The following is a 13152-nucleotide window of genomic DNA, read 5'->3' as shown; positions in this document are numbered from 1 at the left end:
CCAGATTCCGCTGGCCTGACCTGTCTTCGGTGAGGCCAATCGGCTTAGCAAAGTTCTTTTAAATCAGCGCCCGGAACGCGACAGGAGCATCCGCTGTTGCCCGATGCTTCGCCGCGAACTCCGCCGGCGAAAGGCAATTCAATGCGCTGTGCCGCCGTTCTTGGTTGTAGTCTAGGCGCCACGCCGCGATCACCGCGCGAGCATCCCTCAGACTCGTGAATCAGTGTTCGTTGAGGCGTTCATCACGGAACTTGCCGTTGAACGACTCGATGTACGCATTCTGCGTCGGCTTGCCTGGCCGAACCAGTTTCAACGCCATGTCATCTATGCCCATTGGGCGAATGTCCGGCGCGTAAAATCCTGTCTCTGGTCGGCACCCAGTGCCTTAAGATAGTGGCGGAAACGCGCTGCTCGGATCGACAACGCTCATGCGGGGTACACGCCGTAGATGCCTTTGTCCACGCCAGTATTGACAGCTTCTTTGGTCAAGTCGTCGACGTTAATCACACTTCAGGCGCCGGCCGTTCGACAGCGCATCCCGCCACGAAGTCAATCAACCAAACCTCTTTGGGTGCACTCGCAACGCCAATTACTCGTGTCCGATCATGACGTCGCGGCGCCGCCCACGGCGTCGCACAGCTGGCCCTGCTTCCCGATAAAGGCGATGCACGCGCTTGTGATTCACGTGAATGTCGTTGCGCTTCACGAGTGCGTGCAGCCGCCCGTAGCCGAAGCGCCGCTTCGACGCGAACTGACGGGCCCATGACGAAGTCGAACCGCGCTGGACCGGAACTCCGCTTTTCGTGGGAGCGGGCTTCGGCTCCTGCCGACGCGATCCTTCATGGCGTCGAGGCGGGCGCCTTCGAGGTCGCCCGCGACGGTGAAGCTCGCGCGTTGATGATCGCGCTCGACCGCGACGATCCGGCCGCCCTAGACGCTCCCTTCCTTGGTCTCAAGTTCGGACTCGGAGACGCGGCGATAGATCATTCAGCGCGCTGATCGACTCGGGCGACACGAGCGTCGTCAGATGGGGACGCTGCGTCAGGTCGGTACCACCTGCTAGACTCCTCTGCCGCGCGCAAGGTTGCCCAGCAAGAGGACGAGGGCCAGAGCGCACATCGCGGCGCCGGCATAGTACGCGCTGAAAATGCCGCTGCGATCTACAGCGATGCCACCCAGCACTGAGCCTGCCGCGACAGCGATCTGGCTTGTCGTGACCATCAAAGCCATGCTCTTCTCGAACGACACCGGCGCGGCTTGGTACATCCACATCTGTCCGCAAACCGGAATCGCGCCGAACCCCGCGCCCCAAAGAACGACCGCGATTGCGATCCCAACTGGCAGCACCGACAGCAAGGCAACGAGCAGGATTGACCCCGACAGGGCCGCGACGGCGACGGGGAGAGCGATGCGGACATCTTTTGCGACCCCGCGCTCGCCGAGGAAGGTCCCGAAAAGTCCCGCGATGCCGTATGCAGCGAGCAGGCCACTCAATGTCTGTGCCGTAATATGTGCGGAGTCGCGCAATAGCGGCTCGAGATAGGTGTACGCGGCGAACTGTCCGGCAAAAACCAGCGCGATGACCACCAGTCCGAGCCGTGCTCGCGAAACGCTCAGCAAGCCGAGAAGGTCTCTCACCAAGGTGTTTCCAGAGCCAGGAAGCGAAGATAGGAGTGCTGCTTGGGCCGTAAGCACCAAGACCGCCACGCCACCAGCCGCCACGAAGGCCGTTCGCCAGCCGGTCAAGTTGCCCAAAGCGGCCCCTGCAGGGACTCCGAGCACCGTTCCCACCGAAATGCCGGCGAGGATGATTGCAGCCGCTCGCCCAGCATGACGTTGCGCAACGAGTTGCACACCCATGGCAGGTGCGAAGGTCCAGTACACCCCGATGCAAGCGCCAAGGATCAGACGTCCGATCAGAATAGAGCCGAAATTGCTAGCGCTCGCGGTCACTAGGTTGGCGACACCGATCAGTGCCATCAAAATCATGAGAAGCGTCCGGCGGTTGACGGTGCCAATGAACAGCGTGGACAGTGGCGCGATGAACGCCGCGAGCAGTCCCGGCATTGTGACCATCAGCCCGGCGGTCCCTTCCGACACTCGCAGGTCATGCGCGATAGAGGTCAGCAAGCCGATCGGCAGGAACTCGGTTGTCACCATAGTGAAAGTTCCTGCCGCGATTGACAGGACTGCAAGCCATCCGCGTGTCGAGGTCAGTCCAGCGGCAGGAGTCGAGCTGTCTTGAGTCATTCGTTGTTCATCCAGGGCAAGAAGCAGGCGCGCAGTTCACCTGCAAAGAGTGATCGAGCCCGGCCAACCATGGGTGAGCAAAGGAGGCAGGGCGTTTGCGGGGTGTGAGCGAGCGTGAATGAAGTGGATTTCGAGCTTGTCAATCTCGGTACGGAACTGCGGAAACGAGTTGAGCCTGCGTTCGGAGCGCCGCCACTCGCAGGCCTGATGCCGGTACTCGACGAGCTCGCACGCCTTATAGACGCCCTGCATCAAGTCTGGTGCAGTCTCGGCTTGGGCCAGCGTGTGTTCCTCAAGCGCAGATGAAGGTCAGCGAGCTGCTCCTCCGCGGCGGTCGCCATGAAGGGCGATATGGTCATTGCCGACCCGGCACCGAAGGGGATCACGATCGAGAGTGAAGGACGGCTTGCACTTTGGAAGCCAAGCCGCCGTATCGCATCAGACTTGGGCCATGCCGCCATCGACGGGAAGATCGATACCCGTGGTGAACTGACTATCGTCCGAAGCCAAGTAGAGGGCGGCCGCGGCGATCTCTTTGGAAAACCCGAGGCGGCCAGCGGGGATGAGCGACTTGAAATATTCGAGCATCTCGGCAGGAGCGTTCGCAAAGGTTCCGGTGTCACCGATGGAGCCGGGACTGATCGTGTTCACCCGGATCTTCCGGCTCTTGAGATCGGAGGTCCAAGTTCGGGCGAACGACCGCACAGCAGCCTTGCTTGCGGAGTAGACGCTCGTGCCGGGAAATCCCTGTAGGTGGGCCGCCGAGCTGTTCAGAATGATTGAGCCGCCGTCGCGAAGAAGCGGAAGCGCTTTCTGCACTGTGAACAGTGTTCCGCGCACGTTGGTGTTGAAAGTAGCGTCGAACCCATCTTCGGTTACCGAGCCGATGGGCTTGTCCAGCTCGCCGACACCGGCACTCGCGAAGACGATGTCGAGGTGACCCTTCTCGGTCTTGACTGCGTCGTATAGGCGGTCAATATCCGAGAGGTTTGCCGAATCAGCGCGCACGCCGGTCACGTTGCCGCCGATGTCCTTCACGGCCGCATCCAGTTGTTCCTGGCGACGGCCAGTGATGAAAACATACGCTCCTTCCGCGACGAAGAGCTTTGCCGTCGCCAGCGCCATGCCGGACGTCCCACCCGTGATAACTGCAACCTTGCCTTGTAGCTTTGCCATTCGCTTTTCCTTCATAGAGTTGTTTGGATCGACGAGGTCTCGCAGCCCCATGCTGCGATGACCGATTTCCCGTTGGCGCGAAACGTCGACGCGACAAGGTGTCGATTTGTATACCGACCAGTAGGCTAATGTGCCATCCGTTGCGAGTCAATGGGAAACTGTATCGGACGGTAATTAATTCGAAGGGCGACGGCTCAGCGCGTGTAGATATAGGTGTGTGAAGCGGTCCGATACGGTGGAAAGCGAATTCGCGTGGCAACTTGGTCGAATCGCGCGAAAGCACGGCAAGCGCCCGTATTATGAATAAAGTTAGTGATCGTTATATAATGGGCGACGGGCCTTGCTAGGATTTAGCCAGTTTATGAATGACCGTTTCTTCTCGCTCCAGGTGTTCTGTCGCGTCGCGCGGACTGGCAGCTTCTCGGCCGCTGGGCGTGATTTGGGCATCTCGCAGCCCACGGCTTCGCGAATCGTGGCTGCACTCGAAAAGAGCGTCGGAGCAACGCTGCTGACCCGTTCAACCCGCACAGTGGCGGTTACCGAGGCGGGGGCGGACTACCTGGCCCGCGCCGAGGCAATCCTGTCGGCGTTGGACGAGGCTGATCACGCCGCGCGCGGCTCTGGCGAACTGCGTGGAGTACTTCGGATTGCATGTTCAACGTCCACCGCGGTCAGGATGCTGCTGCCGAGGATTGCGCGATTCACCGATTTGCATCCGGGCCTGCGCGTCGAATTCATGCTGAACGACGAGAAGCAGGATCTGATTGGGGACGCCATTGATGTTGCCCTGCGCGTCGGGGCCCTTGCAGACTCGGCAGCGGTGGCTCGTAAGATTGCTACCGTTCATCGTTTGTTAGCTGCCTCACCAGCCTACCTCGCGAAAGCAGGAACGCCGAGAAACCCGGCAGATTTGACACGCCACACGTTCATCCTCGGTCCGGCAGGGAGAGGTATGGAAGGCTGGGTCTTCAGCAAGAGCGGCAACTCGACCTCGATTCGTGTCGAAGGACGATTTGTTCTCAACGGCAATGAGGGGGCGACGGCCGCGGCGGTTGCAGGCCTTGGCATAGTGTCAGCGGGCCGGCTAGGCATGCTCAAAGAGCTGCAGAGCGGTGTGTTGGTGCGGGTGCTCCCCGAATGGAACATGGGTTCGGCGGACATGCATGTGGTTTTGCCCGCCGGGCGCGCCGCCAAGCCCTCTGCCCGCGCATTCTCCAACTTTATAGTTAGCGAACTCGAGCGAGACGTGGATTTCAACGTCAACCCAACCGGCGAAGCGCTTCAACACCCGTCGGCGATCAAGACGTGAGCGAGTCACAGTGTGCCGCACGACCGGGGGTGATTCATTCAGATCGTGAATTTGTTAAAGTCATTTTTTGCGGCTACCGCCGCAATCGTGATTCCAGGATCATTTCATCGACGGTGGTGCATCGCTAGTGCCGTCGTGGGAGATGATCATGACGCTGTACGACACCGTCGATGGATTCGCCGCCGGGCTGTTGACCAGTGGCAAGATTCCAAGTGCAATCGCTAAAGAATTGGGAGATGACCGTGTCGCTCGCATTGCCAGCGGCACGGCCGATCAAGCCCTCATGGCCGGCCAACTTGCTCCCGTGTTTGTGCTAAAGGATTTAGAGGGTTTTCGTGTCGGTTTGCGCGATCGGCTCCGCCGTGGCCCATTGGTCCCCACGTTTTATCGCGGTGCTTGGTGCATGTACTGCAACTTTGAACAGAGGGCATTGGAAGCCGCTCGGGCCGACATCGAGACCCGAGGCGCATTGCTACTCGCGATCTCGATGCAGAGCGTGGAGAGTAAGCGGCAGCGCGCTGAGCGCTGTCGTCACGAGCGCGCGCAACTCTGGCTCCGTTGCGCCCTCGCTGGCTTGGAGGACAAGGCCTTGTCCGATCGCTTCCAGCAAGCGAGCCAGCCCCTCGGGCTCGACGGAAGGCAGCAATTCGCCGCTCGCCTTTGCGAGGGCGAACCTCTCGATCAAGGCCGCATGGCCGAGTGCGTGACGTTGCTTGACGATTTCGCGGACGGAGCGCGCCTCGTCGCTGCATTGCATGGATGTCATGACACCGAGACAGCCCCGCGGGCCGTCTACCGTCGTCTGAGCCTTCAAGACCCCCATGAGATAGCGCTTAATGACTTCGCGCGCGGTGGGCGCCTGCAGCGCATCGCGAACGTACGCCAGTTCCTCGCGCTCATAGAGGTCGAGCACCTGAACGAAAAGCGCATCCTTGTTCCCGAACGCGGCGTAGAGACTGGGACGGGTGATTCCCGTCGCATCTGTAAGATCGGAAAGGGATGCGCCTTCGTAGCCCTTGAGCCAAAACACGCGAAGCGCATCGCGCAGCGCGCGGTCCGTATCGAATTCACGCCGTCGCCCGCGCCCGTTACTGGGCTTGGCCGCAGGCGGTTCAATGCTTGTGTGGGTGCCGTCGAACGATGCTTTCGCGAGCGCGCCGGCCTGCAAATGCCAGCAGGACATCGCTTGCTCAACGATCTTTCGCAGTTCCCGCCTACTCGCTCCACCCGCGGCCTGAACGCTCAGCCCTCCAATAACGGCGATGACGTAGCTGGCAAGCACCGTCGGATCTGCGTCAGCCGGCAAGTCATGAGCGACCTTTGCTTGCCGGAACCGGTCTCGGAGTGCGAGTTCCGCAGCTCGACGCCGAAGCGCAAGTTCCTTTGGAACATGTGCGTTTTCGGGCGAGGCGGAAAGGCCAGCCTGAATCAGCAGACAACCCGCCGGTTGGTCCGGCTTCGCAAGTTCGTCGGCGGCGCGATAGAGCATTCGTTCGGCGACCTCCTTAGCTGTCGGTGCCGACAGGATCCACGCACCGCGTTCGGACTGGCGTTCGGTGTATCGGTCAAGGACAGCGTCGAACAGGCCGCGTTTATTGCCGAAGGCGGAATAAATGCTCGGTGCACTCAGGCCCATGGTCGCAGACAGCTCCGTGATTGTCGTGCCTTCGTAGCCATATCGCCAGAAAACGTCGATCGCGCGGTCGAGCACCGCGGATGCATCAAAAGTTCGTGGCCGTGCCATCAGTCAAACCAAATTGTCCGAGATATCTATACTAGTCATTATAGATTGGCGCCGGGACATTTGCTTGGAACCGACTTGGGTTACCGGTCTTGGGGCTTCGGGCGCCCCGCTGAGGACCTGTCGTTGTCAGATCCTCGTCCCCAAGAACCGCTGTCACCGCTGTCGAGTCGACAAATCCGTAACTGTGCGAAACGCGCGTCCCTGCAACTCAACTTGGCAACGGTCTAAAAAAACCACAAGGAACGACGAATGACTGAGATGCGTGCGGTGCAGTACGACGCCTACGGGCCGCCAGAGGTCCTTCGCGTGGGCCGAGTACCAGTGCCAAAAATGAAGCTTGGGCACGTGCTGGTGAAAGTCGCGGCCAGCAGCGTGAACGCCGCCGACGTCTTGGTTCGTAGCGGCAAGCTCCGGCTTCTGTCCGGCTCTGCGTTTCCCCGCGGTGTGGGGTTTGACTTTGCGGGATCGGTAGTCGAAGTGGATGCCTCAGAGCAGAGGCTGTATGCCGGCGACCAGGTCTGGGGGTTCCTGAACGGGCTCAAGCAAATCCCATCGGGCGCTGCTGCTGAGTACGTCTTGGCACCCGCTAGTGCCGTGGCGTGCCGACCCTCCACCATTGATGCTGTCTCAGCCGCCGCTCTATCCGGTGCGGCAGGCGCTGCACTCGGAGTGCTAACCAAAGGTGTTGACTTGCAGCAAGGCGAGCGGGTGTTGGTGCGCGGCGCCGGCGGGGGCGTCGGGACCGCAGCTGTGCAGATCGCGCGGGCCATGGGAGGGCGGGTGACCGCTCTGATCGGCGCAAATCATGTCTCAGCGATTCGCGATCTCGGCGCGGAGGCCGCGTACGACTATCGGACCACCGATCCGCGCTCACTGGGCAAGTTCGACGTAATCCTGGATCCGGTAGCCCAGAACATTCGCGATTACCGCCGCCTGTTGGCTCCCGATGGTCGAATGGTTGTCATGACCCTTGGCGGCGTAGGCGAGGCCGCCTACTGGCTTGCGTCGGCCGTCTTCGGCAAACAGCGTGTACGGTTCGTCCAAAGCCCGCCCGATCACGATCTACTGGCAGCGTTAACGCCGCTCGTCGACAAACGGATGGTCGTCCCGGTTGTTGCAGGTGTCCATTCGATGGAGAACGCGTCGACAGCGCATCTCGCTCTCAAGTCACGGGGCGTGTTCGGCAAGCACGTTATTCAAGTAACGAGCCATCAATAGAGCCCCTGCCCAGCGCGACGCCAGGCGAATTCGCAGCATAATTTTTTATAACGATAGGAGAAACCCTTGATTGATTTTCGTTCGCGCTACGGGCGCTATGCACTGGTCACCGGCGCCTCAGCCGGCCTCGGCGAGGAGTTCGCGCGGCGACTGGCTGCTCTCGGCATGGACCTGATCCTTGTGGCTCGGCGAGCAGACAAGCTCGACGCCTTGGCCAGCCAGCTTCAGTTGAGTTCGAAGGTCGACATCAAGACGATCGCGCTCGATCTCGCTCTGCCCGACTCAGTCGACGCTCTGAAGAAGCAGGTCAAGGGCCTGGACGTGGGCTTGGTCATCTTAAATGCTGCAACCCTTACGGTCGGCAGTTTCCTGGACAACTCGGTGGAGAGCCAAGAAAACGTCGTTACGCTGAACTCCGTCGTTCCGACGCGTTTGGCGCACGCGTTCGGCGGAGAGATGCGACGCAAGGGCCGGGGAGGGCTGCTGTTTGTGTCGTCATTGATCGGCTATCAGGCTGCAGCACCCTATCAGGCGAGCTATGCCGCTTCAAAGGCGTACCTGTCAGCGCTGTCGCTCGCGATGCATGTCGAGCTTAAGGAATTTGGCGTGGACGTCACGACGCTGGCGCCGGGGCCGACCCTGACGGAGGGATTTCAGAACATGGTGGGCATCGATTTCTCGAAGCTTCCGATGAAACCCATGTCGACGCAGCCGGTGGTGCGTCTTGCACTAGAGGGACTGGGGAAAAGGGCCATCGTGATCCCAGGTGTAATGAACAATTTCACTGACTTCCTAGGGAAATATGTGATGGGCCGGGTCTCCGGCGCGAAGCTGTTCGGGGCATGATCAAGAAGACGCTCGTCCCGATCTGACGTCTTAGGTCTAGGCGTCTCCCTCGGGGGCGTGTTGCCGTCGCCGGGGAAGCGCCGATTCGTTGCTTCGGCCATCCGCCTCTAAAGCCCAACTGAGCAGCGCATCACCGAAGGCGGTGACGATGCGTCACGTTACTCCCGCACCGCTTTGGCGCCAAGCCTGAGTAGGTTCTCGTGAAGAAGTCCGCAATGCGTGGATGGACACCTCGAAACCCGCTCATTCGAAGATCTTCTCCGCCACCCATTTGGGCTTTGCCTGAAAGTGTCATCGTCGGGCAAACTGTGTCGCGCCAAAAAGTACTTCCCTAGCGGATTGATCCATCTGCGCAGGACGAACCGACGTGAGTACCTGTACGCCTCGCTCAACGGCCGGGCGCATAGCTATTTCATGGTGCCATCGCCGTACGTTTGGAAACTCTTCTAGCTCAAGCCCCTGATTCTTCCACTGCCGCGTCCAAGGAAAAGTCGCGATGTCGACAATCGTGTATTCGTCGCCGGCAAGGAAATTAGTCATCCGAAGTTTACTGTCCATCACGCTATACAGTCGCCTTGCCTCATTGGTATAACGGGAAATTGCGTACTGAATCGGTGCCGGCGCGTATACGCGGAAGTGGTGGGCTTGTCCGAGCATTGGGCCGATGGACCCAACCTGAAACATAAGCCATTGATACACCTCGTAACGCGAGGTGGCGTCGGCTGGTAGAAATCTACCAGCTTTTTCCGCGAGGTAAAGCAAGATTGCACCGGACTCGAACAAAGAAAACGGCCTACCGTCTCCACGGGGTGGACCTTCGGTATCGGTAATGGCAGGAATTTTATTGTTCGGACTGATGGCTAAGAAATCGTTGGAAAACTGATCTCCAGCCTCGATATTAACTGGGTGTGCCGTGTATTCTAATCCTAGCTCCTCGAGCAAGATATGGACTTTTTGACCATTAGGGGTCGCCCAGCTATACAGATCGATCATCGTGTTCCCTTCGTTTCAGGTTGCATGGGCTTCTCCGACACGTAATCGGAACGCACGGAAGCCTAACGTGAGCTAGCCCGTTGCTTGGATGCGATATCGCAGGCTCTCTTCGGAAGCTGAGCAGAATGAGATGTGGCTGCGCATGATCGACATCTGCAGGGCCGCACACCGTCTTATTTCGGTTGTCGTACAGCTTCGGCCGCATTAGCGGAGTATTGTAGGTAGGAAATCAGAATAACCTTTATTCCGACGAAGAATAAAAACGCACAGCCTTTAGTGTCAACGCAGGCCTAGCACTTCCAGGCTTCACGCCGTGCCATGTGTGCGACACTTTCCCCTAACGCGCGCCGCGCTCGTTTGTTTTTGATTTCGACGGGCGCGGGGCCTGATGCCAACAGGCCTTGATAATGTATCCGGCTCGAGGTTTCGCGCGTCAGCATCCACCGGCAGATCGAGCCGGTGGATGCGTGGCGAAGAGCAACAATCACGCGACTTTGGATAACCAAGAATTGCACAACAACTGCCGCGTGCTGGGTTAGCGATCTGGTCCAAGAACAACTTCGAAATGTTCGACGATCGGCGGCTTTACGAAAAACGAACCCACGAGGCGCCGCCACTCTTGGAAGTCTGCCGATTCTCTGAAAAGAACCGTATGATCCTCTATCGTTTTCCATTGAACGATAAGGATATAGCGGTCCGGTTGCTCGATCTGTCGGTGCAGCTCAACGCCGCGACAACCTCGGGCTCGCGTGAACAGCGCTAACGCTTGCGAGACTCCAGCCTCGAAGTCGCGCTCTTTGCCTCGAATTACTTCAATTTGTGCCATTTCGTAGACCATTTCTCATCCTCAAAACGCTAAAAATTTGATCAATCGGCGAGCTTCATTTCCGTGAAAGTACGGGGTCCAAATGTTAGCCCGATTTTCGTGACGTGCGCGGTGCGAAATCTCCCCGTGACTGTGAGAACTACGCCCGAGGTAGCGCCCAACGCGCAGCTTTTCGTAACGCGCGTACCTGCGGCGCGGTGGCAGGCCTCCGTATGAGCGACGTTGCCCGTTCCGGGGAAGGAGGCGGTTGCGAGATCCGTGCCTAAGCCGTAAGCTGGACTGTCATCCGGGCTTTTAGGAATTCAAACAGACCATGGAACTGCGCTCTTTGCGATACTTTCTGGCAGTCGTCGACGCAGGCAGCTTCAACGCTGCTTCCGCAGCAATTTCCATCTCACAACCCGCGCTAACTAGGCAGATTCACGACCTTGAGAATGACCTTGGTGTAACGCTTCTGCAACGCACGTCACGGGGAGTGCGACTTACGCCTCCAGGCGCAACTCTCTATCTTGCAGCGCAAAAAATTATTGCAGAGGCTAACCGCGCCCGCGCGGCCTTGGACGGAGGCCGCGGTGCGGTCGGCGACGTCTCCGTTGTGCTCGGCGCTTCGCCCACCGTTGCCAGAATTATAGTTCCCGGGGTGTTCTCGATGTGTCAGCGTACCGTCCAATCGGTTCGTCTCTCGGTTCGTGAGGCTTTCACGCCGAGTCTGCTCGACTGGCTGGTCAAGGGGCTTGTAGATGTTGCGATTGTTACCAAGACCGATGTGCCGATCGACTTGCCTGTCACCGTTCGGCCTCTTCTTTCCGAGCCTTTTGCGCTTATCTGCCCAAAATCGCAAAGTGCCCCGCCTGTTGTTCACGTATCGGACCTGCGCGAGGTGCCACTACTCATGACCGTTCTGCACAGGAGGCTCGTCGAGACGGAGATGGCTCACATCGGTGCGAAGCTGAACGTGCAAGCCGAGATCGACTCGGTTGACACAATCAGGGAACTTGTTTTGCAGGGACGAGGCTGCACTCTTATGCCGATATCTGTATTTTATTCCCAGCCTGACGAGCTAGTTACTCGTTCTGAAATCGCCGGTACCCAGCTTCAGCGCCAACTCTTGGTAGTCACGCGGGCAGAGAAGGAAGAAAGCGCAGCGACCTTCGCGGTACGAGATCTGATAACGGCAGAGAGTGATCGACTCCTCCGAAGCGGGATTTTTAGTTTCCGTTCAACTGCGACCCATTGACGCGAGGCTGCCGCGGCGTGTTGCGTCAACCAACCGTGGCAACCGTCAGATATAGCAAATCGGTATGGCGCGCGCCGCATACGGCATTGGACCTCAATCTGCCGCAACGCTAAACTCGTTGTGGATATATTCACCTGCTGGCGGACTGTCAGCATACCTAGAAGGAGTCGGAAACATGCATTCCAAGCGTGTATTGATTGTCGGCGGAAGTTCTGGAATCGGAGCGGCGGCGGCGTCCGCGTTCGCGGATCAAGGAGCAGAGGTGACTATTTCCTCGAGAAACCCGGCAAAGCTCGAGTCCGTTGCGGGACGTACAAACCACCGCCTCGAAACGGCTGTGCTCGATATAACGAGAAACGATGAGGTCGAATCGTTCTTTGCGCGTCGCGAAGCTTTCGACCATGTAGTAGTTTCGGCCGCCCAGACTGCTACCGGCCCGGTGCGACAGTTGCCGTTGGAAGCCGCGGTTGATGCGATGGACAGCAAGTTCTGGGGAGCGTACCGCGTCGCCCGGGCTGCGAGAATTCAAAGCGGTGGCTCGTTAACTTTTGTTTCGGGTTTCCTTTCCGTTCGGCCAAACAAGATGTCTGTTCTCCAAGGTGCGATCAACGCAGCGTTGGAGGCACTAGCGCGAGGGCTTGCCCTCGAATTGTCGCCGGTCCGCGTCAATGTGGTATCACCTGGACTCATTCAAACTCCGTTGTGGTCGAAAATGGAGGAGGACGCTCGGAAGAACATGTTTGAAAGCGCGTCAAATCGACTCCCGGTGCGACGTGTTGGACAACCCGAGGACGTCGCTCAGGCGATCGTCTATCTCGCTTCCAACGGCTACGCGACGGGCTCTACGGTGTTGGTGGATGGCGGTGGCGCCATAGCGTAGGCCCTCTGTCTTAGGTTCGTTATCCGGTTTGCCCATGTGAGTTGACGCCCCAGCAGATATCGGCAGGGCATCACTGCGATTCCGACGCTTTCCGCCGTGGCTGCTCGTCCTCGACATCGGTATGACGGCGCACGGCATTGCTAGTAGTTTCCGCACGTCCCGCAGCGAATGGTCAAGGCGTGACCAAGACTGGGTTCGTTTCACAGATGTCGTCTGCATTTTTGAACTCTCGCATGCAAACCGACAACGTCGGGCGCGACCGTCACCTGTGGCTTCCCCGACCGAGCTCAAAAGTTACGTGACGTCGGTCGGCGGCTATGGCTTAGGCCATGGCCGCTGTATTCGGTGTGGCGCTCGGGGCAACGAAAGACAGTTTCTCACGTTTAAGCATACGCGATTTCGTCCAAACTTAGGGCCTGCCAGGGCCGGCCGAGACTTTCGCAAGCGGAGCTAGTTCGCTGGAGGATCGCGAGCGACCATAAAGCGCCCCCTCAGACGCGGTGTCATTGACCTCCCGAGCCTGTGCCGAGGAATGATCCTGGCGTACTGTTCTCGTGGCAACCGACAACCCTCGAACAGGAATTGCAGTCCTTGACGGGTGAGAAGAATTCTCACCCTAAACTGCACGCGCCTTCGACGCCATTTACGAACATCAGGTTTCTGCTTGCTGTGC

At 58.9% G+C, this 13152-nt stretch carries 12 protein-coding genes and 2 pseudogenes; 7 read left to right on the top strand and 7 right to left on the bottom strand.

Going from position 1 to position 13152, the window contains the following annotated elements:
• Positions 1-58: 58 nt before the first annotated feature.
• A pseudogene (locus PPGU16_RS42995) lies at positions 59-706 on the bottom strand (transposase); the annotation flags it as partial.
• Positions 707-762: 56 nt separating this feature from the next.
• Between PPGU16_RS42995 and PPGU16_RS40850 the strand changes: the two are divergent.
• Positions 763-999: a hypothetical protein gene (locus tag PPGU16_RS40850; protein ID WP_180727274.1), complete on the top strand. Its 237-nt coding sequence runs from the start codon at positions 763-765 to the stop codon at positions 997-999.
• A 60-nt stretch (positions 1000-1059) separates the two neighbouring features.
• Here the strand turns inward: PPGU16_RS40850 and PPGU16_RS40845 are convergent, their stop codons facing one another.
• The 3 genes from PPGU16_RS40845 to PPGU16_RS40835 form a co-directional block, all read right to left on the bottom strand.
• Entirely contained in the window at positions 1060-2160 is a 1101-nt protein-coding gene (locus PPGU16_RS40845; RefSeq protein ID WP_180727273.1) for an MFS transporter, read from the bottom strand.
• 126 nt (positions 2161-2286) lie between these two features.
• A complete protein-coding gene (locus PPGU16_RS40840) occupies positions 2287-2502 on the bottom strand; it encodes an epoxide hydrolase N-terminal domain-containing protein (protein WP_243460779.1) in 216 nt (71 codons plus the stop codon).
• 186 nt (positions 2503-2688) lie between these two features.
• The gene (locus tag PPGU16_RS40835) at positions 2689-3426 is read right to left on the bottom strand and encodes an SDR family NAD(P)-dependent oxidoreductase (RefSeq protein ID WP_180727272.1); all 738 of its coding nucleotides are present in this window, start codon (positions 3424-3426) and stop codon (positions 2689-2691) included.
• Between the two features lie 361 nt (positions 3427-3787).
• Here PPGU16_RS40835 and PPGU16_RS40830 point away from each other — a divergent pair, with 361 nt between their 5' ends.
• Both PPGU16_RS40830 and PPGU16_RS43330 read left to right on the top strand, forming a co-directional pair.
• Positions 3788-4735, top strand: coding sequence for a LysR family transcriptional regulator (locus PPGU16_RS40830; protein WP_180727271.1), 948 nt, complete (start codon positions 3788-3790; stop codon positions 4733-4735).
• 142 nt (positions 4736-4877) lie between these two features.
• Positions 4878-5231: pseudogene (locus PPGU16_RS43330) on the top strand (redoxin domain-containing protein); the annotation flags it as partial.
• On the opposite strand, the gene PPGU16_RS43250 reads toward PPGU16_RS43330, so the two are convergent.
• Positions 5208-6479: a TetR family transcriptional regulator gene (locus PPGU16_RS43250; protein ID WP_180727270.1), complete on the bottom strand. Its 1272-nt coding sequence runs from the start codon at positions 6477-6479 to the stop codon at positions 5208-5210. The pseudogene PPGU16_RS43330 and the gene PPGU16_RS43250 sit on opposite strands and share 24 nt — an antisense overlap.
• Positions 6480-6728: 249 nt before the next feature.
• On the opposite strand from PPGU16_RS43250, the gene PPGU16_RS40815 reads away from it, so the two are divergent.
• Complete coding sequence (locus PPGU16_RS40815; RefSeq protein ID WP_180727269.1) at positions 6729-7697, top strand: NAD(P)-dependent alcohol dehydrogenase; 969 nt, start codon at positions 6729-6731, stop codon at positions 7695-7697.
• Between the two features lie 66 nt (positions 7698-7763).
• Entirely contained in the window at positions 7764-8543 is a 780-nt protein-coding gene (locus PPGU16_RS40810) for an SDR family NAD(P)-dependent oxidoreductase (RefSeq protein WP_180727268.1), read from the top strand.
• Positions 8544-8834: 291 nt separating this feature from the next.
• Here the strand turns inward: PPGU16_RS40810 and PPGU16_RS40805 are convergent, their stop codons facing one another.
• Positions 8835-9536: a glutathione S-transferase N-terminal domain-containing protein gene (locus tag PPGU16_RS40805; protein WP_180727267.1), complete on the bottom strand. Its 702-nt coding sequence runs from the start codon at positions 9534-9536 to the stop codon at positions 8835-8837.
• Between the two features lie 535 nt (positions 9537-10071).
• On the bottom strand, positions 10072-10374 hold the full coding sequence (locus PPGU16_RS40800) for an antibiotic biosynthesis monooxygenase family protein (protein ID WP_180727266.1): 303 nt from the start codon (positions 10372-10374) through the stop codon (positions 10072-10074).
• Positions 10375-10675: 301 nt separating this feature from the next.
• Here PPGU16_RS40800 and PPGU16_RS40795 point away from each other — a divergent pair, with 301 nt between their 5' ends.
• Positions 10676-11599 carry a LysR family transcriptional regulator gene (locus tag PPGU16_RS40795; RefSeq protein WP_180727265.1) on the top strand — a complete coding sequence of 308 codons (924 nt, stop codon included), beginning with the start codon at positions 10676-10678 and terminating at the stop codon, positions 11597-11599.
• A 175-nt stretch (positions 11600-11774) separates the two neighbouring features.
• Positions 11775-12479: an SDR family oxidoreductase gene (locus PPGU16_RS40790; RefSeq protein ID WP_180727264.1), complete on the top strand. Its 705-nt coding sequence runs from the start codon at positions 11775-11777 to the stop codon at positions 12477-12479.
• The last annotated feature ends 673 nt before the right edge of the window (positions 12480-13152 follow it).

Source organism: Paraburkholderia largidicola (assembly GCF_013426895.1).
GTDB lineage: Bacteria > Pseudomonadota > Gammaproteobacteria > Burkholderiales > Burkholderiaceae > Paraburkholderia > Paraburkholderia largidicola.
This window is presented reverse-complemented; position numbering and strand designations above follow the sequence as displayed.